Annotated in this window: 25 protein-coding genes, 1 riboswitch and 2 other annotated features; of the genes, 20 read left to right on the forward strand and 5 right to left on the reverse strand. The window is 46.7% G+C overall.

The genetic code is table 11. The annotated features are described in order from the left end of the window. Positions 1–72: 72 nt before the first annotated feature. The 3 genes from ABU165_RS12725 to ABU165_RS12735 form a co-directional block, all read right to left on the reverse strand. A complete protein-coding gene (locus ABU165_RS12725) occupies positions 73–1,116 on the reverse strand; it encodes a ribonucleotide-diphosphate reductase subunit beta (RefSeq protein WP_022544058.1) in 1,044 nt (347 codons plus the stop codon). 17 nt (positions 1,117–1,133) lie between these two features. Further along, complete coding sequence (locus ABU165_RS12730; RefSeq protein WP_022544057.1) at positions 1,134–3,365, reverse strand: ribonucleoside-diphosphate reductase subunit alpha; 2,232 nt, start codon at positions 3,363–3,365, stop codon at positions 1,134–1,136. Between the two features lie 134 nt (positions 3,366–3,499). Continuing rightward, positions 3,500–3,696, reverse strand: a riboswitch (cobalamin riboswitch). A gap of 222 nt (positions 3,697–3,918) precedes the next feature. Next, positions 3,919–4,302: a hypothetical protein gene (locus ABU165_RS12735; RefSeq protein ID WP_009795560.1), complete on the reverse strand. Its 384-nt coding sequence runs from the start codon at positions 4,300–4,302 to the stop codon at positions 3,919–3,921. 227 nt (positions 4,303–4,529) lie between these two features. Here ABU165_RS12735 and ABU165_RS12740 point away from each other — a divergent pair, with 227 nt between their 5' ends. The 3 genes from ABU165_RS12740 to ABU165_RS12750 are packed head-to-tail and all read left to right on the forward strand — an operon-like array spanning position 4,530 to position 8,078. After that, positions 4,530–5,282: a DeoR/GlpR family DNA-binding transcription regulator gene (locus ABU165_RS12740; RefSeq protein WP_009795561.1), complete on the forward strand. Its 753-nt coding sequence runs from the start codon at positions 4,530–4,532 to the stop codon at positions 5,280–5,282. Continuing rightward, on the forward strand, positions 5,279–6,190 hold the full coding sequence (gene pfkB, locus ABU165_RS12745; RefSeq protein WP_318060398.1) for a 1-phosphofructokinase: 912 nt from the start codon (positions 5,279–5,281) through the stop codon (positions 6,188–6,190). The genes ABU165_RS12740 and pfkB overlap by 4 nt, the downstream gene beginning before the upstream one ends. 13 nt (positions 6,191–6,203) lie before the next feature. Continuing rightward, positions 6,204–8,078 (forward strand): PTS fructose transporter subunit IIABC, encoded by a 1,875-nt coding sequence (locus ABU165_RS12750; protein ID WP_306010252.1) that lies wholly within the window; start codon positions 6,204–6,206, stop codon positions 8,076–8,078. A 53-nt stretch (positions 8,079–8,131) separates the two neighbouring features. Here the strand turns inward: ABU165_RS12750 and ABU165_RS12755 are convergent, their stop codons facing one another. Next, a complete protein-coding gene (locus tag ABU165_RS12755) occupies positions 8,132–8,665 on the reverse strand; it encodes a DJ-1/PfpI family protein (RefSeq protein ID WP_318060397.1) in 534 nt (177 codons plus the stop codon). Positions 8,666–8,822: 157 nt separating this feature from the next. On the opposite strand from ABU165_RS12755, the gene ABU165_RS12760 reads away from it, so the two are divergent. From ABU165_RS12760 to ABU165_RS12785, 6 genes are all read left to right on the forward strand, one after another. Continuing rightward, a complete protein-coding gene (locus ABU165_RS12760) occupies positions 8,823–9,620 on the forward strand; it encodes a DUF2935 domain-containing protein (protein WP_318060396.1) in 798 nt (265 codons plus the stop codon). 91 nt (positions 9,621–9,711) lie between these two features. Then, a complete protein-coding gene (locus ABU165_RS12765) occupies positions 9,712–10,062 on the forward strand; it encodes a hypothetical protein (protein WP_009795566.1) in 351 nt (116 codons plus the stop codon). A gap of 102 nt (positions 10,063–10,164) precedes the next feature. Beyond that, positions 10,165–10,401, forward strand: a complete 237-nt coding sequence (locus ABU165_RS12770) for a hypothetical protein (protein ID WP_009795567.1) — start codon at positions 10,165–10,167, stop codon at positions 10,399–10,401. A 146-nt stretch (positions 10,402–10,547) separates the two neighbouring features. Further along, the gene (locus tag ABU165_RS12775; RefSeq protein WP_009795568.1) at positions 10,548–10,670 is read left to right on the forward strand and encodes a hypothetical protein; all 123 of its coding nucleotides are present in this window, start codon (positions 10,548–10,550) and stop codon (positions 10,668–10,670) included. Positions 10,671–10,672: 2 nt separating this feature from the next. Continuing rightward, a complete protein-coding gene (locus ABU165_RS12780; RefSeq protein WP_318060395.1) occupies positions 10,673–11,437 on the forward strand; it encodes an alpha/beta fold hydrolase in 765 nt (254 codons plus the stop codon). Positions 11,438–11,559: 122 nt separating this feature from the next. After that, positions 11,560–13,008, forward strand: coding sequence for a methyl-accepting chemotaxis protein (locus tag ABU165_RS12785; RefSeq protein ID WP_224950791.1), 1,449 nt, complete (start codon positions 11,560–11,562; stop codon positions 13,006–13,008). Positions 13,009–13,083: 75 nt separating this feature from the next. Here the strand turns inward: ABU165_RS12785 and bcbE are convergent, their stop codons facing one another. Beyond that, positions 13,084–14,355, reverse strand: a complete 1,272-nt coding sequence (gene bcbE, locus ABU165_RS12790; protein ID WP_148949231.1) for a bacillibactin exporter BcbE — start codon at positions 14,353–14,355, stop codon at positions 13,084–13,086. 168 nt (positions 14,356–14,523) lie between these two features. Here bcbE and ABU165_RS12795 point away from each other — a divergent pair, with 168 nt between their 5' ends. The 11 genes from ABU165_RS12795 to ABU165_RS12845 all read left to right on the forward strand — a co-directional run bounded on the left by ABU165_RS12795 (position 14,524) and on the right by ABU165_RS12845 (position 24,979). Continuing rightward, positions 14,524–15,168 (forward strand): MOSC domain-containing protein, encoded by a 645-nt coding sequence (locus ABU165_RS12795; protein WP_318060394.1) that lies wholly within the window; start codon positions 14,524–14,526, stop codon positions 15,166–15,168. Between the two features lie 59 nt (positions 15,169–15,227). After that, positions 15,228–15,475: a binding site (T-box leader), on the forward strand. A 42-nt stretch (positions 15,476–15,517) separates the two neighbouring features. Further along, positions 15,518–15,764: a binding site (T-box leader), on the forward strand. A 73-nt stretch (positions 15,765–15,837) separates the two neighbouring features. Then, the gene (trpE, locus tag ABU165_RS12800) at positions 15,838–17,241 is read left to right on the forward strand and encodes an anthranilate synthase component I (RefSeq protein ID WP_094768951.1); all 1,404 of its coding nucleotides are present in this window, start codon (positions 15,838–15,840) and stop codon (positions 17,239–17,241) included. Then, complete coding sequence (locus ABU165_RS12805; protein ID WP_318060393.1) at positions 17,225–17,836, forward strand: anthranilate synthase component II; 612 nt, start codon at positions 17,225–17,227, stop codon at positions 17,834–17,836. Before trpE ends, ABU165_RS12805 begins: the two co-directional genes overlap by 17 nt. Then, on the forward strand, positions 17,808–18,833 hold the full coding sequence (gene trpD / locus ABU165_RS12810) for an anthranilate phosphoribosyltransferase (RefSeq protein WP_318060392.1): 1,026 nt from the start codon (positions 17,808–17,810) through the stop codon (positions 18,831–18,833). Before ABU165_RS12805 ends, trpD begins: the two co-directional genes overlap by 29 nt. A gap of 1 nt (position 18,834) precedes the next feature. Further along, complete coding sequence (gene trpC, locus ABU165_RS12815) at positions 18,835–19,623, forward strand: indole-3-glycerol phosphate synthase TrpC (protein ID WP_101548354.1); 789 nt, start codon at positions 18,835–18,837, stop codon at positions 19,621–19,623. Beyond that, positions 19,620–20,249 (forward strand): phosphoribosylanthranilate isomerase, encoded by a 630-nt coding sequence (locus ABU165_RS12820; protein WP_318060390.1) that lies wholly within the window; start codon positions 19,620–19,622, stop codon positions 20,247–20,249. The genes trpC and ABU165_RS12820 overlap by 4 nt, the downstream gene beginning before the upstream one ends. Continuing rightward, positions 20,246–21,454 (forward strand): tryptophan synthase subunit beta, encoded by a 1,209-nt coding sequence (gene trpB / locus ABU165_RS12825; protein WP_009795579.1) that lies wholly within the window; start codon positions 20,246–20,248, stop codon positions 21,452–21,454. The genes ABU165_RS12820 and trpB overlap by 4 nt, the downstream gene beginning before the upstream one ends. Continuing rightward, complete coding sequence (gene trpA / locus ABU165_RS12830) at positions 21,447–22,235, forward strand: tryptophan synthase subunit alpha (protein ID WP_148949233.1); 789 nt, start codon at positions 21,447–21,449, stop codon at positions 22,233–22,235. The genes trpB and trpA overlap by 8 nt, the downstream gene beginning before the upstream one ends. 203 nt (positions 22,236–22,438) lie before the next feature. Then, a complete protein-coding gene (locus ABU165_RS12835; protein ID WP_009795581.1) occupies positions 22,439–23,227 on the forward strand; it encodes an ABC transporter ATP-binding protein in 789 nt (262 codons plus the stop codon). Next, positions 23,211–23,972 carry an ABC transporter permease gene (locus tag ABU165_RS12840; RefSeq protein ID WP_094768947.1) on the forward strand — a complete coding sequence of 254 codons (762 nt, stop codon included), beginning with the start codon at positions 23,211–23,213 and terminating at the stop codon, positions 23,970–23,972. Before ABU165_RS12835 ends, ABU165_RS12840 begins: the two co-directional genes overlap by 17 nt. A gap of 11 nt (positions 23,973–23,983) precedes the next feature. Then, on the forward strand, positions 23,984–24,979 hold the full coding sequence (locus ABU165_RS12845) for an aliphatic sulfonate ABC transporter substrate-binding protein (RefSeq protein ID WP_009795583.1): 996 nt from the start codon (positions 23,984–23,986) through the stop codon (positions 24,977–24,979). The last annotated feature ends 15 nt before the right edge of the window (positions 24,980–24,994 follow it).

Raw genomic sequence — 24,994 nt, forward strand, 5'->3', positions numbered from 1 at the left:
GTCCGGATTTTTGTATTATCTTCAGTAAAGAGCACCCCTGCAGACAAACAGGGGTGCTTTTTCATGAATCATTTATAAATCATCAAACCCATTATCCACTGTATTCACCTTCACATACTGCCTCGGCTTTTGTTCAAAAAAGTCCGATTTTCCAAGATCGACCTCTTCATAGGCCTTGATCCAGCGAAGGGGATTGGTCCTTGATCCTTCGAATGGGCGGTTAAAGCCCAGCTGGTTGGAGCGGACATTGGCATAGAATCTTATATATTCTTCCACATCCCCGATCAGGATGCCGCTTATTTTATCCCCGATGATGGATCGGGCCCATTCAATTTCAAGATAGGCCGCTTCCCTGAAAGTTGATTCTGCGAATTCCGCCAGCTCTTTTGTGTTCTGCTCAGGATATTCATCAAGGATTTCACGGAAAATTTTAACGAAAAGGTCGACATGCAGCTGTTCATCTCTATTAATATAGTTGATCATCGTGCTGGTAGCGACCATTTTCTGGTTTCGTGCCAGATGATAGAAAAAGGCGAAGCCGGAATAGAAGAACAGCCCCTCTAAAACAACATCAAATATGATGGACTTAAGAAGGCTGTCGACAGTGGGCGACTCTGCAAAATTTCTGTAGCCTGAAGCCACGAATTCATTCCGCTTTATTAGGGCAGGCTCGGTCCGCCAGAATTCAAATACCTCATCCTGCTTATTCTTATCAACAATACTTGAAAGCACATAAGAATAAGAATGGTTATGGATCACTTCCTGCTGGGCAAGGATGATCATCAGGGCGGAGAGGCTGGAATCTGTCAGGTAGTCAGCGACCTTACCGGCATAATCAGTCTGAATGCTGTCAAGCAGTGCCAGTAGGCCGATAATTTTTAAGAAAGCCTCCTTTTCTTCTTCTGATAAATCAGGAAACTGCTTGATGTCCTGTGACATATTGATTTCAAAAGGGGTCCAGAAATTGGCGAGCATCCGTTTATATTTAGGAAAGGCCCATTGAAACCTCACATCGTCCCAGTTCAGGATATTGGAACATTCTCCGTTGATGATTCCAGTAGAGCGGTTTGGTGCTGTTTTATTCATGATTTCTCTCTTATTGACAGGGGTTGTCATCGAATCACTCCTTTTCATTAGCTTGAGCAGGAATCGCAGTCTTCAAAGTCGGAAGAAGTAGAGCGGACATAGTATGTCGTCTTCAGTCCGTTTTTCCAGGCAGACAGATGCAAATCCAGCAGTTCCTTCGCTTTAATATTGTTCTGCACATATAAATTAAAAGAAATTGCCTGATCGATATGCTTCTGTCTTTTGCTGTTCTGCAGGATGCTCCAATGCTGGTCAATCACATAAGCCGATTTGTAGTACCAGGTTGTATGCTCATTCAGGTCGGGTGCCGTTACCGGAATCTTATAATCTTTCTTTTCCTCAGAGTAGAATTTCCTGAATATCGGATCAATGCTCGGGCTGCTTCCTGCAATGATGCTAGTTGATGCATTTGGTGCTACAGCCATCAGATATCCATTTCGGATTCCATTTTTCCTGACAGCCTGCATCAATGAATCCCAATCATGCACAGAATCCAAACTGCTGTATCCCCGGGATGTAAAATATTCGCCTGAATGCCAGTCAGAGCCCTTGAAGCCCGGGTATGATCCTTTTTCCATCGCCAGATTCATGCTTGCTTTAATCGTCAGGAAGGCAATCTTTTCGTACAATTCATCTGCCAGCCGGACGGCTTCTTCGTTTTCCCACCTGAGCTTTTTCAAGGCGAGCAAATGGTGCCAGCCAAAGGTCCCGAGTCCAATTGCCCTGTATTTCCGGTTGGTGGCCACTCCCTGCAGGACGGGAATGGTATTCAAGTCAATCACATTATCAAGCATCCTGACCTGAATGGGAATCAATCTTTCCAATACATGGTCGGCTGCTGCCCTTGCCAGATTGATAGATGAAAGATTGCAGACGACAAAATCGCCGGGAATTTTCTCTATGATGATCCGGCCATCTTCCTCGCGCTGGTCTTTTGTGATCGTTGCGCTTTGATTCTGCACGATTTCAGTGCAGAGATTAGTGCAATAAATCATCCCCAAATGACGATTGGGGTTCTTCCTGTTTACCTCATCACGGTAAAACATGAATGGAGTGCCGGTTTCCAGCTGGCTGATCATAATCCTTTTCATAATATCGATTGCCGGAACTTTTTGCTTCGACAGCCGCGGGTTTGCGACGCATTCTTCATACTTAACCCTGAATGAACCTGCACCAGGCTTTTCATCATAAAAGTCTTCAAGGGAGAAGCCCATAACGCTGCGGACCTCATGGGGATCGAACAAATGCCAGTCCCCGCGGGCTTCTACCGTTTCCATGAATAGATCCGGCAGGCAGACCCCGGTGAATAAATCATGGGTGCGGTAGCGTTCATCACCGTTATTCAATTTGCTGTCCAGGAAGGAAAAGATATCTTTATGCCAGATGTCGAGATAGACGCTGACTGCCCCTTTGCGCTGGCCGAGCTGATCGACGCTGACAGCTGTGTTATTAAGCTGCTTCATCCATGGAAGGACCCCTGATGAAGCCCCTTTAAAGCCTTTTATATCACTGCCCCTGCTTCTGATTTTTCCCAGATAGACCCCGATGCCGCCGCCGTTCTTGGAAAGATTGGCGATATCTGTGTTGCTGTCATATATGCCCTGGAGACTGTCATCTACAGTATCAATAAAGCAGCTTGAAAGCTGGCCCCAATTTTTTCCTGCATTGGAAAGTGTAGGGGTTGCTGCTGTCATATACAGATTGCTTAAAGCCCAATAGGATTCCTTAATGAGGGACAATCTGCGTTCCTTTGGCTCTGAACGGTTCAAAGTCATGCTGATGATCATGAATCTTTCCTGAGGCAGCTCAAAAAGCCTCTTTTTCTTATCCCGGCTCAGGTAGCGGTCAGCAAGCATTTTCACTGCTATATATGTAAAAAGCCTGTCCTTTTCCGGGTCAATATAAGTCCCGATTATATCAATTTCTTCTTTTGTGTAGGATTCCAGCAGGACTGGGGAGTAGACGCCGGCATCGGTTAAATCGGTGATAAGCCCATACAGTGGGCCATAGCTTTCTCCGGCAGTGGAGCGCCGGTGCTCGGCAGCCTTCTCATAAAGACTTGATAAGTACAGGCGGGCGGCCACGTATGTCCAGTCAGGCTCAGCCTCGCTGATCATGGAAAGGGAATCAAGAATCAGCTGGTTTAGCAGTTCATCATTACTTGGAGTGTGATTATCCTGAAGCTGAGTCGCCCTTTTATAAAGCGGCTGAAAATCCAAATGCGGGAAATCAGAATCAATGGATGCCAATGGCAGCGGTTTTGCGGAAGAAATGTTCATAGTCGTACCTCCTGGGTTGATCAGTATTTTGACAATAAAAAAATCCGCCCACAATTTGGGCGGATCAAACGACGGCATAAAGGAAAATAAAACGATTTATACCATCGTTTCATCTTCCCAATCCCCGAAGAACCGAAACTCGTACAAGCATGGCAGGTCTCCTGGCTTGTGCTTCATCCTACTCTGAGCCCTTCCCATATATGCGCCTATTCAGCGTTCATATACAGTGGATGCTCATTTCGTACACACTTACAGTTGCGGGGACAGCTCCGGCGTTGAACCGGATTCCCTATTATGCCCTAAAAGGGCACCATCGCTTGCGGATTCTTATTCAATTGAAGGCTGGTGCCAAAAATCGGCAGCCAGGACGATTATTCGCTAAAATCCCCGGACTCTCTGCAAAAAAAATCGCTTCCCGAGTTTCAGAAGCGAAAAAGGAAAAAGAGACCATAAACAAAATTCATTCACAAGGACAACAATATGTAGTGCTGATTCCTGGTGGATTATCAATATGTTGTACCATGATTGTAGCATAGTTAAAAACCAACAGCAATCATAAAGCGATAAAATAATAAAAATATGGAAGGAGAAGCATGGCGCTCCCTGCAATTAGCAGAATCCGAGCCGTATTTGTCGAAAGCCTGCCGCTATTTTTCCATTTTTTATACCAGCTCCACCTCTGCAGATTTGTCTTATAAAGAAGAAAAAGAAGCATGCATAAAGCAGCAGACTGAATATAGAATGGCAGACCGAACGCTTTGCCTGTTATATCTTCATCTGCCGGAACCGCAAGTTCAAGAATCTTTTCATGGAATGACCCAAAAAGGGCAAACGCAGCAACAGCAATGATGATTACTTTAATCAATTCAAGATAAAAACCGCCAATATTTTTCACTGAGACACTCTCCAAAACATTTATATATTTTTGCTCTTTCATTATAGCCTCCCTTTAGACAGCTAACAAAACATAACGATTATCAAAATAATTAAAATAAAACAAAAACATTCATAAACAATCAAATATTGAATCTATTTGATTGTTTATGAGTGAAAATGATTGATTTTTGAAATCGATTCCATTACAATTGGCTTACATAATAAATCTTAAACTTCTAAGCCAAAAGCCATGAAGCGGCAATAATAAAGAGCTGGGAGGTGACAATCTTGCTGACGCCAGAGAGACATCAGCTCATTCTGCAAATGCTTAAAGAGAAGCATACAGTTAAAATACAGGAACTTGTAGAAATGACAGATTCCTCAGAATCAACCATCAGACGGGATTTATCACAGCTTGAAAATGATAAATTTTTAAAAAGGGTGCACGGAGGCGCTGCCAGGCTGCAGGGAAAGCTTCAAGAGCCGAGCATGGTTGAGAAATCATCCATAAACCGTCATGAGAAGAAGGATATTGCCAAGTATGCAGCAGGCCTTGTAGAAGAAGGGGATTGCCTATATCTGGATGCAGGGTCAACCGTTCAGGAAATGATTCCCTTTCTGCCTCTGAAAGACATTGTTGTCGTGACAAATGGCCTTATGCATATTCAAAGCCTTATGGAAAGAGGGATTAAGACCTTCCTTGTGGGCGGGTATGCAAAGCCGCACACAAATGCCATCATAGGCAGGGGAGCCTTAGCGAGCCTTGGGCAATACAGGTTTGATAAATGCTTTATGGGTGTTAATGGAATTCATCCGCAGTTCGGCTATACCACACCGGACCAGGAGGAAGCAATGATCAAGCAGACAGCTATTTCACTGTCGAGGGAAGCATATGTACTTTCGGATAGTTCGAAGTTTTCTGAAATCGCTTTCGCAAAAATTGCTGAGCTCCATGAAGCCTCCATTATCACAAATGAACTTGATGCAGACAGCAGGGAACAATTTATAAGTAAAACAAAAATTAAGGTTGTGACAGCATGATTTATACATTGACACTTAATCCTTCAGTTGATTATATTGTCGAGCTTGACAATGTCGAGATAGGCAGTTTGAACAGGACAAAAAATGAATCTAAATTTCCAGGAGGAAAAGGCATCAATGTTTCCCGGGTCCTGAAAAGGATGGGAGTTGACAGCGAAGCAATCGGTTTTGCCGGCGGATTCACCGGCAGATATATCACAGACTCTCTCCAGGAAGAGAATATTAGAACCCGTTTTGTCCTGGTAAAGGATGACACGAGAATCAATATCAAATTGAAAAGCGGTCAGGAAACTGAAATCAATGCCAGGGGGCCTGAAATCAGCAAGGAAGACCTGGATGCATTGACTTCTGAAATCAGCCGGCTGGGACAGGGAGATATGCTTGTGCTTGCAGGAAGCATCCCTTCCACAATGCCGGACAACACGTATGAAGCATTCGCGAAGATGTGCCATGAAGCAGGTGCAGGATTTGCAGCAGACGCAGAGGGCGAGCTGCTTAAAAAGGTTCTTCCGTACCGTCCTTTCCTGATCAAGCCGAATCACCATGAACTTGGAGAATTATTTGGCACAGAGATCCACACGTGCGAAGAAGTGCTTCCATACGCTAAGAAGCTTATCGAAATGGGTGCGCAAAACGTCATTATTTCACTGGCAGGGGAAGGTGCTGTATTCGTGAATGAAGATATGGCCATCGCGGCGACTGTTCCAAAGGGCATCTTGAGAAGCTCGGTGGGAGCAGGCGACTCTATGGTTGCCGGATTTCTTGCCGAATTCAGCCGAAGCGGCAGCTATGAGGCAGCATTTAAATACAGTGTAGCTTCCGGCAGTGCAACAGCCTTTTCTATTGGCCTGTGCACGATTGAAAAAGTAGAAGAGCTGCTGCCTCAGGTAGCGGTCAGAACAATATAAAGGGGAGAGCTTTATGAAAATTACAGAGCTGTTGACAAAAGATACAATCCTACTCTCTATTAATGGCAGGGATAAGCGCGGAGCGATTGACCAGCTGGCAGAGACACTGGATAGAGCTGGAAAGCTTAATGATATTTCCGCTTTCAAAGAGGCCATTCTTAAAAGAGAAGAACAGAGCACTACGGGGATCGGGGACAGCATTGCGATTCCCCATGCGAAAACCGCGGCGGTTTCCAATGCTGCAATTGCGTTCGGTAAGTCAGCTGAAGGGGTGGATTATGATTCACTGGACGGACAGCCGTCACATCTATTCTTCATGATTGCTGCCCCTGAAGGTGCGAACAATACCCACCTTGAGGCACTTTCCCGCCTTTCTTCCATCCTTATGAGAGAAGAAGTGCGCAGGGAGCTTATGGAAGCGGATTCTGCGGAAACCGTTTTGAATATCATTAATGCACATGATGAAGAAGGCGAAGAAGAAGAGCAGAGCATGGAAAACAAAAAAGATTTCATCGTCGCCGTCACAGCCTGCCCTACAGGAATTGCACATACCTACATGGCAGCAGATTCCCTGAAAGCAAAAGCGGCTGAGCTGGGCATTGATATTAAGGTAGAGACCAATGGTTCCGGCGGAGCTAAAAATGTCCTCACCCGGGAAGAAATTGAAAACGCAGCTGCTGTTATTGTGGCAGCAGACACAAAAGTGGAAATGGAACGCTTCAAAGGGAAGCATGTCATTCAGACCGCTGTAGCAGACGGCATCCGAAAGCCTAAGGAGCTTATTGACAGGGCTGTTAAAAAAGATGCGCCGGTCTATCAGGGATCAGGCAATGCTTCATCTGAAGACAGCGGAAATAAGGAGAAAAAGGGCGGCATCTACAAGCATTTGATGAACGGTGTTTCCAATATGCTTCCGTTTGTTGTCGGCGGCGGAATCCTGATTGCGATTTCCTTTATGTTCGGCTATAACTCTGCGGATCCGAACGATCCTTCTTACAATGAATTTGCAGCGGCACTTATGACAATCGGCGGCGGCAATGCCTTTGGCCTGCTGGTTCCTGTGCTTGCCGGCTTCATTGCAATGAGCATCGCGGACCGTCCGGGCTTTGCACCTGGTATGGTCGGTGGTTTCATGGCAGCGAGCGGCGGGGCTGGATTCCTTGGCGGCTTGATCGCCGGATTCCTTGCCGGTTACATTGTTGTACTGCTTAAGAAGCTCCTATCCGGGCTTCCGGCTGCTCTTGAAGGAATAAAGACGATTCTGCTTTACCCGCTTCTTGGAATATTACTGACTGGCCTTGCCATGCTGTATGCAGTGAATGAGCCAGTCGGTGCACTGAATAATGCGATTACAGACTGGCTTGCCGGTCTCGGCACCGCCAATGCTGTACTGCTGGGTATTGTACTGGGCCTTATGATGGCCTTTGATATGGGAGGCCCTGTCAACAAGTCAGCATATGTATTTGGAACAGGCCTCCTGGCAAACGGCGTCTATGAGCCGATGGCTGCCATCATGGCGGCAGGTATGGTTCCGCCGCTTGCCATCGCTCTGGCTACTACTTTCTTTAAGAATAAATTCACGAAACAGGAAAGAGATGCAGGCACTGTCAACTATATCATGGGTGTATCTTTCATCACGGAAGGTGCCATCCCATTTGCGGCAGCAGATCCAATCAGGGTCATCCCATCTATCATGGCGGGTGCTGCCACAACCGGCGCTCTGTCCATGCTCTTTAACATCGGCCTCCGGGCACCTCACGGCGGAGTGTTTGTTTCCTTCCTAGTAGAAGGAAATGCGCTGCTGTATCTTTTGGCTATCCTGATTGGCTCGGTTGTATCTGCCGTCCTGTTGGGAATCTTTAAAAAACCTGCAGCACAAGTGAAGTAAAAATGACCGGAAAGCCTCTGTGCTTTCCGGTTTTTTCTTTTCTCAATAGTATCTCACCGATACCAGCCAGGGTTAAAATCAAGCTCCAGCACCTGGCCGAATTTAATGGCAAAGTCCACAAAGGCATTGCCCTTCGCTGTCAATATTCCCCTGTCAAACACATAAGGGGCGTCTACATATCTTTCTTCATTGAAAACCCCTAAGAACTCCCTGGACTGTTTGGAAATACCCGCTGTGTAAGAACGGTCATCCAGGATGCCGGATTTCGCCATAAGATAAGGCGCACTGGAAATTGCGGCAATGACGGCATCTTGTTTATATCCGCTCCGGATAAAGCTGAACAAGTCATCTTCCGCCAGCAGGTGCTTGAAATCATCAACACCTGGAAGTATCAGACTCTGGTATTGGGAAATCTCTGCCTCATTAAGAGAAATATCGGGATTGCACGAAAGCCCTGCTTCTCCTATTACAGGTTCATCATCAAGGCCGATGAAGACCTTTGGATGATTTGCCTGCGTCAATACAGAAATGACGGCTGATAATTCGCACTCGCTGAATCCGGGATACAGAATAATGGCTGTAGTCATCTTTCATACCTCCAATTCAAGGGAATTTACAATACTATTCGCCGCTTCTGCAGTAAACCCTTTTCAGTCCGTGCTTAATCCTGCTTCTTGGGCCAGGCATATTCTCAGTCAAGTTTAATATGAATGAGAGAAGAAGTTTTAACAGGGAGGGAAACATATGGCCAAAACATTCGAAGAAGCAGCAAAGGAAGAAAACGGATTCTGGCTGCAGATCCTCGGGGATCATGCGCGGTTCATCCATGATGCCCTGGCGCCGTCTGAAAAGGAAAATATCCGGACAGCGGAATATTTTATAACGGTCTTCGATGAATTGCTCGCACAGTCAGGAAGCGCAGATCCTATACAATTAGGCATACTGGCAGAAGGAGAGGCTGAAAAGCTGCGAGGCTTTAAGCTGAAGCTGATTGAAGAGCATCTGACCGGCAAAATCAAAATACATCTTGGCCCGACCTTCATCAACCATATGGTGAACGAGCTTGAGGAATACCTGCTTGTGCTTAGTTACTTAAAAAAAGGTGAAGCTCCGCCAGTATTTCATGAGCTTCATCATCATCTGATCTGGCTGCTTGATGCTGCGGGTCATGCTGGTGCGATATCAGACAATATGGACCGGATCGAGAAGATGATTAAAGAAAAAAGCGATGATTATACAAATCATTTTGAGGGCTTTTACTTAAAGGCTGTAGAGCTTACCGGATTTTTGAGGACGAATATCCAAAGCTTTCCGGCACTGGACCGGTTTAACAAAAACGTCAAGCTCGAGATGAAGTTATTTATGAATTTCCTGGATGAAATTGAAGAGCTTGAACTCTCAAACCAGGCCCTCGGAACGTTTGCTCCCCTGATGGCCGACCATATGTTCAGGGAAGAATGCTATTATTTGTCTAAGCTAGCCGAGGCACAGTCAGATGGGAGGCCGGACTGTGATCCAGCGAAACCCCGGCTTCAGTATTAGCAAGCATTTCCCGGGCTGATAATATTACGCATTTTAACCTTCTCTAATGTGAACATACTAAAAAAGATCACATTTTGAGGAGGAATTCTTAGTGAAAAAAAGAGCAGCATCCATTCTGGCGATATTGTCCATTGTCCTGCCTTTGTCAGCCTGCGGGACAAACAACAATCAAATGAATGAGCCGGAAGAGATGAATTATACACCAATGCGCAATAATGGCGATGGTTTTGATAACGACCAGGTCAATCAGCCTAATAATGACAGCAACAGAGTTATTCCTTCCCGCTATGTTGATCCGGCTGACATGAGGCAGCTTGATGAACAAATTGAAGAGCAAAATGAAAGCAGCGAAGACTGGAGCGACCGGGGAATGCGAAACGACGAGACGCCGAAGACTGAAGACAAACCGGATCTTGGCGGAAATTTGTCTGGTGAAAGATAAAAGGAAAAAGCACAGCCGCAGAAATGCGGCTTTTTCTGTTTATGTGATAATCCCCATAGATTAGGGTAAAGGGTAAAAAACTAATCAGATTGCAGGGATTGTATGGACATTTTAAAATGGGGCTATATGCGGAGGGGGCAAAGAAAAGCAGTCTTTGATAAGTACCCGAATACCACTGTTATTTTCCGCCGGGTCAGGGGGTATTTCCTTGTTTACAGCATCGGATGGAATGAGAAAGACGGCGTTGTGGATCGAAGTGATATAGAACAGATGGAAATCCTTCTGAATAATGAGCTGGGACTGCTGGGAAATTACAAGGAAAGAGGCGGCAGGATCTAGCCAGCCGGTAAATCAAGGCAATCCGTTTCAGGTGCATGGCAGTTCTCTAATGCGAGCCATACTATTAAGGCAGCCAGGGATATGGCTGGAGACATTACGCAGCAGTAATGGCTGTCCAATCATGCTTCAGAAGGAGACTAAATTTCATGACTAAGCGCAATAGAAAAACGAAATCCGGCCTGCAAAGCGCCAAGAGCATAAACGATATGGAGTTTTCAAAGGATATGACAGCTTCAGAAAAGAAAGCTGAGAAACAGAGGCCTCACTGACTTTGGCCAGTTTTGAATATCGGGGCGGGAGGATTTTTTATGAAGAGATGGGGAGCGGGATTCCGTTAGTCTTCATTCACCCGCCTGGTATGGGAAGCGCGGTTTTTGAATGCCAAAAGCCCCTTTCTGGATGGTTCAGGGTTATTCTTCCAGATCTCAGCGGGCACGGCAGATCACTTGTCTGTCAGACAAACATATCTATTGGCGGGTATGCTAATGAAATAGCCGCTCTGCTGGATTCCCTGAAGATTGAAAGAGCAGCAGTTCTTGGATATTCTGCCGGGGGGCTGATCGCACAGGAATTTGCCCTCACTTATCCGGAGAGGGCTGCCGCGCTCATCCTGGCAAGCGGCTACCCGGAGGTCCAGTCAGCTGCATTTAAGTATGAACATCTTGCAGGCATGTATATGATCAAGCATCATCCGGATATCCTGATCCCGCTGCTTGCGGCAAGCCATACGCGAGATCATGCTTACCGGGCCAGGCTGGCGGAGCATATGGAGCTTGCAGACAAACAGATATGGTTCCAGTTCTACGGCCAGTCACTGCATTACAGTTGCACAGACAGGCTGAAAGAGCTCAAGGCTCCGCTGCTTCTGATGTACGGTTCCCGCGATTTTGCCAATCAGCATATCAGATCATACAAAAAGCACATTGATTGTCAATCAGCTGTCATTAAAAAAGTGGCCCATCAGCTGCCTACAAAAAAATGGCAAGCTTTTAACCAGGTTATACTTGGATTCCTTTTTTCGGAGGCAAAAATTTAGAACAGCCAGAGTGCTGTTCTTTTTAGTGTAAAAAAGCTTTTCTTAGGTATTATTTCCCATTATAATAAAGTTACTGAATTTATGCTGAGTAAATTTAGGAATAGATGATCAGGAGAATATATATGACAGATTACTTGGCTGACCTGCATAAACGGAATCTATTGCTTGTCTATCTTTTATGGGCATGCGTGATACTTGGGGTTGCAGTAGCATCGGATACACCCAAAACAGTAGTGACCATATTGGCAGCGGGAGGGCCATTCTCCCTGTTTTGCAGCTTTATGATTTGGAGGAAAAAGGCCATCCCTCTTATCATGTATTTTATATCAATAGGATTGGCAGTCGTTTCTTTCTTTTTTGTCCAATCGACTGCTGAATTCACAAATTTGCTTATTTTCTTTTTAGCGCTTGGGATCATATCCCTGTATCATAATTACCGGCCGCTTCTCTTGAATGGACTGATCGCACTGGTGATGATGAACTATTTCCTGGCTGTTAAACCGGATTATGGCGAGGTTGATAAACTGGCTGTTAATGCATTTTTCATTTTGGTGCTTTCGGCTCTTACCGCCCAAAGCGTGCTGGGGAGCGGGATGCTGAAAAAAGTTGAATCAGGCAGAAAGCAGTCAGAGCTCCAAAAGCAGAAAACGGAAGTGGTCCTGCAGGAAGTTCAAAGAACAATCGAGGTATTGGGAAAGTCAAACCGAGGATTGAATGAAAATGCAGAGGTAACGGGAAAAATTACAGGTGAGGTGGTCCTCGCTTTCCAGGAGCTTGCAGGAGGGATTGAATCTCAGGCTGCAAGTATTACAGATGTTAATTCCGCTATTCAGGATGTATATGATGGAGTTCTGAAGGCAAATGAGGCATCAGGCATCATGGAAGCCTCTTCAACTGCTTCGGCTGAAATGACGCTGCAGGGTAAAGAAAAGATGGACAGGCTCTATGAAAAAATGAACAGGATTGGAATGATGGTTGAAACGACCAATTCTGTCATGGCGAAAGTCAATGAGGAAAACAAACAGATTGAGGGCATTGTCAAACTGATTGCCGGCATTGCAGATCAAACCAATCTATTATCACTGAACGCCGCAATTGAAGCAGCCCGGGCAGGCGAGCATGGCAAGGGGTTTGCCGTTGTGGCCGAGGAGGTCAGAAAGCTTGCCCAGCAGGCTCATGATGCTTCCGGCCGGATAACCGGGATACTGGAAGGGATTCAAGGCACATTCAAGGAGGCAGCGGAGCTGATCGGGAACGGAATGGCAGAGGTCTCTGATGGAAGGCAGTCAGCGGAAGAGGCGGAGAACCTGTTCTCATCTATCCAGGAACAGTCTTCTGCTGTCTTGGGACAGGCGGAATATCTTAGGTCACTCAATGAGCAGCTCCAGGAGGCTGCAGCCAGCGTCCGGGAAGAAATGACTGCTGTTGCAGCCATCACCGAGCAGTCGGCAGCTTCCGTTGAAGAAGTGCTGGCAAGCGCAGAAGTGCAGGAACAGCGGGTAATGGGAATTGTTGAGAACATCCGCGAGCTGAACGAAATGACAGGAAGCCTGGAGAAAGCGATAAAATGACTTAAAGCCCGGCTATTTTGCCGGGCTTTTGGTTTGCCGATTCATTCTTTTCCGGAAGACCCGCTATATGCTCCCCTACCCCTTTTTATCCGGCTTTATGGCAAACAGGACTGCCAGTGCAGCGAGAATGGAAACTCCGCATAATATATAAAACAAGAGCTGATCTGACTGCTTAACGATGATTGCGACAGCTGGCGGGCCTGCTGCTACGCCGATGAACCTCATCGAGCTGTACAGTGAGCTGATCGTCCCTCTTTCTTCCTTCTCAATGCCCTCAGTGATCAGGGCATCCAGGCAGGGCAGGCTGACACCGATTCCGATTCCCCCTACAGCAAACATGGCCATGAGAAACCAGAGATTGGTTGAGAATCCAAGGATTCCGACTGAGGCAGCCAGCAGGATGCTGCCGGAAAAAGTAATCCACTTCATCAGCGACTTATTCTCTTTGATCAGCTTTCCGGTAATATAGGACGATAAACATAGGGCGCCTAATGGAATGGCAAGAAACAGCCCTTTTTTCACATCTTTGATATCATACTGCTTTTCAAGGATATCAGAGAGGTGAAACAGCACTCCGAATAATACGAACATTAATATGATGCCTGCCACAAAAATGGCATAAAGCCATTTGCCATTATTTTTGAAGATTTCCTTGATTTTTTTGAAAAAAGCTTTAAAGGGAATAGGCTCTGTCCGCTTCTCAGGTGTTTTTACCAGCAAGACCATCAGAAGGATAGAGATGGCACAAAATACCGGAAAAGCAAAAAAAGGTAAAAACCATAGGAAACCTGCCAAAAAGGCGCCAAGAATCGGGCTTAATACCTTGCCAAAGGTGTTTGAAGTTTCTATCACTCCAAGAGAACTGCTGACTTCTTCCTCGTTCTTGAACATATCCCCCACCAAAGGCATGACAATAGGCGCCCCTCCAGCTGCGCCAATCCCCTGCAGTGATCTTCCAATAAGGATAAGCCAGTAGGGATCAGCCATCTTCCAGGATGCCCAGCCGGATATAAGACCGCCGACAGCAGCAATCAGGAGACTGGGAATGATAACCTTTTTCCTTCCGATATGGTCTGAAAGGTATCCGGCAAGCGGTATCAGAATAATGGCCACAATGCTGTACACCGTAATGATCATACTGGACTGGAAGGAAGAAATGCCAAGCTCCCGCTCCATGACAGGCAGAACTGGAATAAGCATGGAATTCCCCAGTGTCATAACTAGAGGGATTGAGGAAATAGAAAGGACAGCCCATTTTTGATTATGCGTGTCATTATTCTTCTGGCTTTTCTTTTCCTTTGCTTTTTTCTTGGATTTCTTTAAAACGACTTTCTCCACATGCTCCATTTGAAAACCTGCCTCCTGTGTTGATACTATTACTATTAGCAAACAGGCTGACTTCTTTCCCTGCTATTTTTTGGCAAAGAGAAGGGTTGGAACATTCCGCCAAAAGAGATAGAATAGGGAATAATGCCAGCGGGCAGACTAATTGGGTTCATGGAGGGGAAAAAAGCAATGAAAGGCCGGATTATTGAATTCAGCATAGGCAAACCAAAGCAATTTGACTGGAAAGGAAAAAAAGAAACTTCTGCAATAGGGAAAACTCCACTGGAGGAAGCCAGACTGGCGCCAGAGGGTTTTGCCGGCGACGGTGTCGCCAATCCTGATTTCCATGGCGGCCCTGACAGGGCAGTATGTTTGTATCCTTACGAGCATTACAGCATGTGGGAAAAAGAATTTGGAAAAGTATTTCAGCCCCCGGCATTCGGAGAGAATATCTGTGCAGAAAATATGAAGGAAGAAGATGTTTTCATCGGGGATATTTTCACACTGGGCGATGCGGTCATCCAAATCACCCAGGGGCGGGTGCCGTGCTCGACCATCTCTAAGTTCAATGAAGCAGATAAGCTGCTGGCAAGAATCGTGGAGACAGGATTTACAGGATATTTTTTCAGGGTGATCGAACCAGGCGTTGTCCGGAAAGATTCACAAATGATCCTTCTTGAACGGAAGCAGGAGGATATTTCGGTCTTGGAGGGAAATGAAATCTTTTTCCGGGGGCGGAAAGATGCCAAAGCAATGGAGAAGATGCTCAGTATAGAGGCGCTGGCGGATGTCTGGAAAACGAAGCTCCAAAAGGCTTTGTATAAAATTACATAAATTTATATAAAATGATTTGACAAACGGATATATCCGATTTATCATAATAATCAATATATCGCACGGCAATGACGAAGAGTAGTAACTTTTGCAGATGCTTTAGAGAGCTGATGAATGGTGGGAATCAGTGCAGATGCAATCGTGAATGGACTTCCGAGCCTCCAAACCGAACCCTTTTGAGCAGTAGGCTTTGGCGAACAGTCTCATCGTTACAAGAGACAGATGGCAGGAATATTGTCCTGCTGTCTGTAAAGTGAGCTGATTGATCAGCTAATGAAGGTGGCACCACGGGTTTCTCGTCCTTTTTATAAGGATGAGGGACCCTTTTTGTGTTATACAAAAAAGAATATAAAAATCGCTGAACAAGAGGAGTAGCAGAGCATTCGTTCGTTACAGAGAGCCGGGTGTGGTGGAAGCCGGCACGAACAGCATTGTGAATGGACTTGTGAGAGGCATCCTGAAAAAAGTAGGGATGCACGGGATTCCGCCGTTATCAGGATAGGGTCTGCAGGGCTGAAAGCTTGCGCACCCGAAAAGAGAGAGCATTTCTTGCTCTAACCAGAGGTGGCACCGCGGTCCGGAATATCGTCCTCTATATGCACAATACCTGTGCGTATAGGGGACTTTTTTTATAGGAGCCGAGCCGAGAAAAGCATAGGAGGAAAAATAATGAGCAGAGCAGAGGCAGTACCAGGCATTCTAATTGAAGAACTGGAAGGTGATATACTGACGCCCATCAGCATTTACCAGCGGATCAGCGGGGAAAAAAAATTCCTGCTTGAAAGTTCGCTGAAGCATGAGCGCTCAGGAAGATATTCGTTTATCGGTGCAGATCCTGTATTTGAATTAAAGGGGAATGGCGGCAAAAGCATTCTGATCAAGGGAGGAGAAGAAACCGAATTGGAGGAGCCTGCCCTTGAAATGGTAAAAAAACTGCTTCCTGAAATACCCATGCATGCACCCTTTCCCCTAGCAGGAGGAGCGGTGGGCTATGTCGGGTACGACAGCATCAGGCAGTATGAGGATATCGGAAGTATCCCAAAAGATGAATTGGGAGTTCCGGATGTGCATCTGATGTTCTTTGAAATCATGGCTGTCTATGACCATGCTGAACAGAAAGTTTACCTGATCGGCACCTCTCTGACACCCGATACGACAGAAGAGAGCCTAAGGCACAGGATTGCCGGACGGAGAAAGGAAATAGAAGAAGGATCTGCCGGTCCTTCTGACAGCGGTATAAAGATATCAAGGTACTCGGCTTCAGAAACGAAAGAGTCTTTTGTTGAAAAGGTAAAGAAAGCCAAAGAGTATATCATCCAGGGAGATATCTTCCAGGTGGTGCTTTCACAGCGTATGCAGGCAGACATCGAAGGAGATCCGTTCTCGTTCTACCGCAGGCTCCGTATTCAGAATCCTTCACCATATATGTATTTTCTGAATTTTGGTGAATATGCAGTCGCCGGTGCATCTCCGGAAAGCCTGATCAAGGCAGATTCTGACAAAGTAACCACGAACCCCATTGCCGGAACAAGGCCTAGGGGAAAGGACGAGGAAGAAGATGAGAGGCTGTCAGCCGACCTTTTGAACGATGAAAAAGAGCTTGCCGAGCACCGGATGCTCCTGGACCTTGGCAGAAATGACCTTGGCAGGGTTTGCGAATTCGGTTCAGTAAAGATAGAGAAATACATGCAAGCCGAGAAATTCAGGCATGTCATCCATTTGGTTTCTGAGGTATCCGGAAAGCTGAAGCCGGATTATTCACCCGCAGATTCACTTGCTGCCTGCCTGCCGGCAGGGACAGTATCAGGCGCACCGAAAATAAGGGCGATGGAAATTATTAATGAACTGGAGGAATACAAGCGGGGTGTTTATTCAGGGGCGATCGGCTATTTTTCTGCGGGAGGCAGTATGGACTTCGCGCTTGCGATCCGCACCATGCTGATAAAGGGGAATAAGGCCTACATCCAGGCTGGGGCAGGCATCGTACATGACTCGGTGCCCGAAAAAGAGTATGAAGAAACCATTCATAAATTAAGGGCATTTTTGGAGGATCAAGATGATTTTATTAATTGATAACTACGATTCATTTACGTATAACCTGTATCAGTATTTGGGAGAGCTTGGCGAAGAAATAAAGGTTGTCCGGAACGACAAGATCAGCCTTGATGAAATAGGCAGCATGAAACCTGAAGCCATTGTATTGTCTCCGGGTCCCGGCCGGCCGGAAAACGCAGGCATTTGCATAAATCTGATCCAGGAATTCTGCAGCAGAATCCCGATCCTCGGGATTTGCCTGGGACATCAGGCCATTGGCCAGGCATTTGGTGCCAGTATCGAGAAGGCTTCCAGAATTATGCATGGAAAAACATCAAAGCTTAAGCATACCGGCTCTTATTTGTTTCAATACATGGAGCAGCCCATCGATATCATGAGATATCACTCACTTGTCATCCGGACCGGAACGCTTCCGGCACAATTCAAGGTGCTGGCGAGATCGATGGATGATCAGGAAATCATGGCCATCAAACATGAAGACTACCCGCTCTTCGGCCTTCAGTTTCACCCGGAATCAGTCGGGACGATAAACGGAAAAAGGATGCTGGCAAACTTTTTATCGGAAATCAGGAAGGAGAATAGCTATGAGGCACATATTGGAACGCTTATCTGAACGGACGGAACTGACGGAACCAGAGATGATGGAGGCGATGGCCCACCTGCTGTCCGAAGAGGTGACAGACAGTGAAATTGCGGCTTTCCTGGTCGGGCTGAAAACAAAGGGAGAAACGGTTGCTGAAATCGCAGCGCTGGTGAAAGGCTTAAGGGGCAGAAGCCTTAGGTTTGAAAAGAAAATTCCCGGAGCCCTGGACAATTGCGGGACTGGCGGGGATGGATCAAAAAGCTTCAATATCAGCTCAACCAGTGCATTTGTCATCGCAGGAGCGGGAATCCCTGTTGCCAAGCATGGAAACAGGAGCGTGTCCAGTAAGACTGGGAGCGCTGATGTCCTGGAGCACTTGGGGATCAACCTGAACCTGGCGCCGGAGCGTCTTGAAGAAATCCTCCAGGAAATTGGCATTGCCTTTCTTTATGCACCGCATGTTCATCCTCAGATCAAAAGGATCATGAAGGTAAGGAAGGATTTAAGGATTCCGACGATTTTCAACCTGATTGGTCCTCTCACCAATCCGATGGAGCTTGATTCACAGCTTCTGGGGATCTACAGAAGGGATTTGCTTTCCATGTTTGCAGAGGTACTCAATGAACTGGGGCGTAAAAGAGCGGTTGTATTGAACGGTGCCGGATACATGGACGAAGCTTCCCTCCAGGGAGAGAACCATTTGGCTATCCTTGACAACGGGAAGATTACACAGCAAATCCTCCGGCCTGAAGAGACTGGGCTTGGCATATATAATAATGAAGAAATACGTGGCGGAGATTCAAAGGAAAATGCGGAAATCCTGCGGAAGGTGCTCAGCGGCGAAAAAGGGGCATATCGGGATACTGTCCTGCTGAACAGCGGGATTGGCATTTTCGCCGGCGGAAAAGCGGATACCATCCAGGAGGGAATCAAGCTTGCTGCAGAAAGCATTGACAGCGGTGCTGCAATGGAGAAGCTTGAACTCCTGGTTAACGCCGGCAGCAAGTTCAAACAAGAGGTGATATAAGATGGCGACCATTTTAGATAAAATTATCGAAGAAAAAAAACGGGAAGTTGCAAGGCTGAAAGCTTTTGGGCTGCCTGAGATCCCTGAAACACCAAAACGGTCTTTCATTTCCAGACTTGAAGCAGCCGAACATTTGAGCATCATTGCCGAATTCAAGCGGGCTTCGCCTTCAAAAGGCGATATTAGCATGGATGCATCACCGGCCGAACAGGCTGCCAAATATGTTGAATATGGTGCCGATGCTATTTCCGTATTAACTGACACGTCCTTTTTTAAAGGAAGTTTTGAGGACCTGGCAGCAGTCAGAGGCGCTGTCGATGTCCCGATTCTCTGCAAGGATTTTATGATTGATAATATTCAAATTGCCAAAGCAAAAAGTGCAGGGGCCGATATCATTCTGTTGATCGCGGCAGCGCTTGGGGAAGGGCAGATGAATGAGCTGTACCAGTATGCTTCCAGTTTGGATCTTGAGGTACTGGTAGAGGTTCACAATGAGGGGGAAGCAGAAAGAGCGATAGCAGCAGGCAGCAGGCTGATAGGGGTTAACAACCGTGATTTGCGGACATTTAATGTAAATCTCTCTGTTACAGAAAGCCTCGCTCCGGCAATTAGAGAATCAGGTGCATTTCTGATCAGCGAAAGCGGCATGAAAACGGTCGAGGATGCTAAAAGAGCAGTCTCTGCAGGGGCAGGAGGCATCCTTGTCGGGGAAACCTTCATGAAAGCCTCTGATCTTGAATCATCGCTCAGCGGCATGAAGCTTCCTTTAAAGGAGGTGCGGATCCCATGAAGGTGAAAATCTGCGGCATCACTGATCTGGAGAACGGTCTTTATGCAGCCAAAAGCGGGGTCGATGCATTAGGATTTGTTTTTGCCGAAAGCAGGCGCCGCATCGCGCCTGAGGAAGCGGCCGAAATAATAGCAAAGCTTCCCGGCGGGCCCCTGAAGATTGGCGTCTTTGTTAATGAATCGAAAGAAGTAATTGAAAAAACGGCGGAAATTGCCGGATTGGATATGGTCCAGCTTCATGGTGATGAGACTCCGGAATTCTGTGCAGGCATCAATCTGCCAGTCATTAAAGCCCTGAGTGTGCAAGGCGAGGAAGATCTTGCCCGGATTGCGGAATATCCTTGTGATTATATCCTCCTGGACAGCCCAAAGGGAAAATACAGGGGCGGGAACGGAATCGCCTTTGACTGGAGTATTCTTGAAGGCAGGGATTTTGGCGGTAAAAAAGTAATCCTTGCAGGCGGTTTGAATCCAGAAAATGCAAGAGAAGCAATCCGTAAGGCAGCGCCTTTTATGGCTGATGTCAGCAGCGGCGTGGAAAAGGACGGAAAAAAAGATCCCGCCCTGATTGCGGAATTTATAGCAGAAGCAAAAAATGCGCTCAAAAATGAGGAGGAAGTAAAATGACAGCAGTCTATACGATGCCAGATGAAAAAGGGCATTTCGGCATATACGGTGGAAGATATGTGCCCGAAACACTTATGCAGGCAGTTACAGAACTGGAGGAAGAATATAAAAAGGCCCTCCAGGATGAAAGCTTTACAAAGGAACTGAACAGTCTTCTGAAAGACTATGTTGGCCGGGAAACGCCGCTTTATTTTGCCGAAAACCTGACGAAGCATGCAGGAGGGGCTAAGATTTTCCTGAAAAGGGAGGATTTAAACCATACCGGCGCTCATAAAATCAATAATACGATCGGCCAGGCTTTATTGGCAGTCCGCATGGGGAAGAAGAAAATCGTTGCAGAAACTGGGGCAGGGCAGCATGGCGTAGCCACTGCAACCGTCTGTGCCCTGCTGAATCTTGAATGCGTCATTTATATGGGGGAAGAGGATATCAGAAGGCAGGCACTGAATGTATTCAGGATGGAACTACTGGGAGCGAAGGTCGTCGGTGTCAGCTCAGGCAGCAGCACATTGAAAGACGCAGTCAATGAAGCGCTGCGCTACTGGGTAGCCAATGTATCAGACACACACTATATACTCGGCTCTGTAATGGGGCCCCATCCATTCCCGATGATTGTTAGGGACTTCCAAAGCGTGATTGGGGCTGAAACGAAGCAGCAGTATCTTGAAAAAGAAGGAAAGCTCCCGGATGCGGTTGTAGCCTGCATCGGAGGGGGAAGCAATTCCATGGGGATGTTTTATCCTTTCATAAAAGACAAGAGTGTCCGCATGTATGGTGTGGAAGCAGCAGGCCTTGGGGTAGATACCGGAAACCATGCGGCATCATTGACTAAAGGAAAACCTGGTGTGCTCCACGGAGCCCTTATGTATCTGCTGCAGGATGAGGACGGCCAGATCCAGGAAGCACATTCCATCTCGGCAGGCCTCGATTATCCGGGAGTAGGACCTGAGCACAGCTATCTTAAGGATACTGGCAGGGCAGTCTATGAATCTATCACAGATGAGGAAGCTCTTGAAGCGCTTAAGCTGCTGTGCAGGCTAGAAGGAATCATTCCGGCACTCGAAAGCGCCCATGCTGTAGCTTTTGCCTTAAAGCTTGCAGGGACGATGAATAATAGTGAAGGAATTGCCGTCTGCCTGTCAGGGCGGGGGGACAAGGACGTAGAAACGGTGAAAGCCAGATTAGGAGGGAAGAAGGATGAATAGAATTGAAAAAGTGTTCCGCCTTTTGAAAGAAAGAGAGGAAAAGGCCTTTATCCCTTATATTATGGCAGGAGATGGCGGGCTTGCCACACTGGGGGACAAAATCACGTTTCTTGAAAAATGCGGTGCCACAGCTGTAGAAGTGGGCATTCCCTTTTCGGACCCGGTAGCGGACGGCCCGGTCATCGAAAAGGCGGGAATCCGCTCGCTGAAAGAAGGGACTACGCTTAAAACAGTCCTTGAAACCTTGAAAACGATCAGGCCGATCGTCCATATCCCTATCATTATCATGACTTATGTAAATCCTGTCATGGCTTATGGAATCGAACGGTTTACAATGGAAGCAAGCAAGGCTGGTGTAGACGGCCTGATCCTTCCAGATCTCCCTCCTGAAGAAGAAGATCTGATTGCACCCCATGCAGAAAGGGACGGCCTTGAAATCATCAGGCTTGCTACATTGACAAGCCCGATTGAGCGGATACAGCAAATTTCGGAAAAGGGAAATGGCTTTTTATATGCGGTCACAGTCAAAGGGACAACGGGTGCAAGGAGAGATTTTTCCGGAGAGCTTCAGGAGCATTTGCAAAAGGTAAAGAGTGTAAGCAGGCTGCCCGTGCTCGCTGGATTCGGCATCTCGACCCCCGAACATGTCAAGGCTATGAATCAAATCTGCGACGGTGTGATCGTCGGAAGCAAAATCGTCCAGCTTTTTGAAGAAAATAATCTTGAAGAAATCGAGAAGCTCATTAAAGCTTCCAAAAAGGAAAATGCCTTTCAGCCATAATGAAAAGCCTCTCCCGATTAAGGGGGAGGCTTATTTTTTTCCATTCTCCAGCTGCTGAAATACTCTGCCATGCTTGGTTTATGCCGTTAATTTATTATGGGTTTTAAATTTATTGTGAAAGCTTGACATGCCCGGTGAATACATTATAATTACATACTATATCCGAGTATTATAATATGATTTCTTAGAATAGGTGGTTTTCTGTGTTTATTGATGTTCAATCTGTAAATAAACAGTATTTTGATAAAAACGGCATGGCCGCAGATGTGCTGAAGGATATAAACCTGAGCATTGAAAAAGGCCAGTTTATATCGATCCTCGGTCCTTCCGGCTGCGGTAAATCAACACTGCTGAATATTGTGGCAGGCCTTACCTCAGCGACGAGCGGCAGTGTCCTGATCGATCAGCAGAAGGTGACAAAGCCGGGCAGGGACAGGGGGATGGTTTTCCAGCAGGCCGCATTATTTCCATGGCTGAATGTACTGGAAAATGTGACATTCCCGTTGAAAAAGGAAATGTCAAAGAGTGCGGCTAAGGAGACAGCACTCAGATATCTGCAGATGGTTCAGCTCGGCAAATATCCCGGCCATTATCCGCATGAACTGTCCGGCGGCATGCAGCAAAGGGTCTCAATTGCGCGGGCCCTGGCCATGAATCCTGAGATCCTGCTCATGGATGAACCCTTTGGGGCCCTAGATGAACAAACAAGATCAAGGCTTCACCAGCAGCTTGAAAAGATCTGGATGGAGACAAAGAAAACGATTCTCTTTGTGACCCACAGCATCTCCGAATCTATTAAGCTCTCTGACCGCATCATAGTGATGGGCACCAAGCCGGGAACGATCCTCCAGGACATCACGGTGGATCTCCCCCGGCCAAGAGACCAATATAAAAAGGAAATGCTTGAAATAGAAGATCATATTATGAGCTATCTAAAAAAGGAAATCGATAAAGTCGTAAGCGAGGAATTAGCCAATGAAACCAGCAATTAAACGAATCATCTTCTTTGCAATCGTCATTGGCTTATGGGAGCTGGGCTCAAGGATGGGCCTGTGGCTGCCGACCATCCTTCCATCGCCGACTGATGTGTTCCAATCACTCGTGACAGGAATCAGTGATAAAACACTTCTTTATGATCTTGCGGCCAGCTTCAGGAGACTGCTTATTGGCCTTGGCATCAGTCTAGTGCTGGGCTCGGCCCTCGGGATTCTGCTTGCCAAATCAAAGACGGCCGATGAAACACTGGGCACCGTCATCCTTGCGCTCCAAAGCGTACCGAGCATCGTCTGGCTGCCGCTTGCGATCATGTGGTTCGGCTTAAATGAAGTGTCTGTCATCTTTGTTGTCATTCTTGGCGGCACTTTTGTCATGACCCTGAATATGAGGGTCGGAATCAAGAATGTTTCACCATTGTTCATTCGTGCGGCACAGACAATGGGCTCCTCAGGGATCGACTTGTTCACAAGGGTCATCTTCCCAGCCTCAATCCCATATGTCGTGACAGGGGCAAGGCTTGCATGGGCATTCGCATGGCGTGCATTGATGGCAGGGGAACTGCTCAGCACGGGTCCGGGACTCGGGTATACGCTGAGATATGCTTCTGATTTCGGGGACATGAGCCTTGTAATCGCCGTCATGATTATTATCGGGGTCATTGGTTCCATTGTGGACCAGCTGATTTTCCAGCGTATTGAAAAATCGGTACTTGAAAGATGGGGACTTGAAAATAACAAATAGGGGGAAATAAAATGAAAAAGAAAGCCTTTATCTTCATGGCGTCATTATTGACAGCTGCTGGGATCCTCTCAGGCTGCGGATCCTCAGAAAACAGCTCGGGCTCTAAAGAAAAAATCGTTATCGGCTACTTCCCGAATATCAACCATGTGCCTGCGATGGTTGCAAAGGACCAGGGCTTCTTCCAGAAGCGCCTTGGAGATGGAACAACGATCGAATATAAGACTTTTGCGGATGGTGGCCAGTTTATGACTGCGCTCAAAACAGGTGATTTGGATGCCGGTCTGGTCGGTCCCGGACCTGCGATGAATAATTATTCTACTGGAGCAGATGTTAAGCTGATTGCCGGAGCTTCTACAGGCGGCACAGTTGTTCTGGCAAGTAAAGACAGCGGCATCAAGACAGCAGCTGATTTTGCGGGGAAAACGTATATTACGCCTGCAGTCGGATGTACACATGATGTTCAATACGAAACTTACCTGGAAGAGTCCGGCATCACATCCGAAAGGATCGGCGGAACAATGAAACACCTGACTGGAAATCCGGCACAATATGCCAATATGCTGAAATCCGGCAAGATTGATGTAGCGGTTGCTCCTGAACCATGGGCTGCAGTAATTGAAGAAGAAACCGATGCTAATGTTGTCATCGGCTGGGATGAAGTCGCTTTCGGGGAAACCCTGCCGGCGTCTGTCATGGTAACATCAGGAAAAGCAATTGAAGATAATCCTGAAGTGATCCAAAAGATTGTCGAAGCCCACAAGGATGCTGTGAAATATATTACAGAGAATCCAGAGCAGGCAAAGGAAATCACAATCAAGGATATTAAAGAGGTTACTGGCCAGGAGCTGGAAAAGTCAGTTGTAGACAAAGCCTGGGAACGCATTGGCTTTACTTATGAAGTGGATGAGGATACAGTCCAGGCATTTGCAGACTCTTCTTATGCATTAAAGTTCCTGAAAGAGAAACCTGATTTCTCGAATTTTATTGATAAGGAATTTATCAACTAAGAAAAGCTGAGGGAG

It is taken from the genome of Cytobacillus sp. T106 (assembly GCF_040492155.1).
In the GTDB taxonomy this organism is placed as follows: domain Bacteria; phylum Bacillota; class Bacilli; order Bacillales; family Cytobacillaceae; genus Bacillus_AB; species Bacillus_AB infantis.